Origin of the sequence: Vibrio sp. 10N.222.46.A1 (assembly GCF_041473595.1) — a bacterium.
Lineage (GTDB): Bacteria > Pseudomonadota > Gammaproteobacteria > Enterobacterales > Vibrionaceae > Vibrio > Vibrio tasmaniensis_A.
The window spans coordinates 1-739 of the sequence record NZ_JBFRSN010000788.1 but is presented as its reverse complement, the minus strand read 5'-3'; the positions used below and the strand labels follow the sequence as shown (position 1 = coordinate 739).

1 protein-coding gene is annotated in these 739 nt (G+C 38.4%); it reads left to right on the top strand.

Annotated elements, in window-relative coordinates; translation table 11 throughout:
- Positions 1–249: 249 nt before the first annotated feature.
- A partial coding sequence (locus tag AB4496_RS20140) for an NUDIX hydrolase (protein ID WP_372131741.1) occupies positions 250–739 on the top strand: 490 nt, incomplete at its 3' end.

Here is a 739-nt window from a genome sequence, read left to right as displayed (position 1 = left end):
TAGCTCGAAAATGCCCCTTTATCAGCTAGAACAAGAACTCATTCATATCCTGTTAATGGCAATTTACCCTACAAAAAGTTATCCGAATTCAGTACATCTAGAAATTATGCTTCACTTAGCAGTCTAACCTCTCAATGTGGTCACTAACTTATTGATTACAAATTGAAGTGATAGGTGAAAGTCTGCATTATATGGGCGTAAAATGCGGCGCAGAGTCATATAGAAGGCGTTATGCTACAAGGAGTAAAAATGTTGAGATTTGATCAAGGTGATGCTCGATTTAACTTTCGAAGTGCTGCCGTTATTGTTCATGATAATCATGTGTTATTACATAGAGTTGTCGGAGATTCTTTTTGGGCGCTTCCCGGTGGTAGAGTTGAGTTTTTCGAAAACTCAGATGCTACATTGAATCGAGAGCTACTAGAAGAGTTAGGGGTAGAGTCGTCTGTTAAGAAGCATCTTTGGCACGTTGAAAGTTTCTTTGAACATGCAAATAAAAAGTATCATGAAATCGCTAACTATTTTTTTGTTCAACTAAGCGAACCTCATAGATTTCCATTGAACGAACCTTTTCGTGGTATTGAGTCTGGCGTCGATCTTGAGTTTAGGTGGTTTTCATTGAACGAGTTGCCAGAAGTGGATGTAAAGCCAGAGTTTTTGCGTTTAGGTTTGTTAGATTTACCTTTAGAAACAAAGTACATCAAACTAAGTGAGATAGCAGGTAAGCGCGTCATGAACC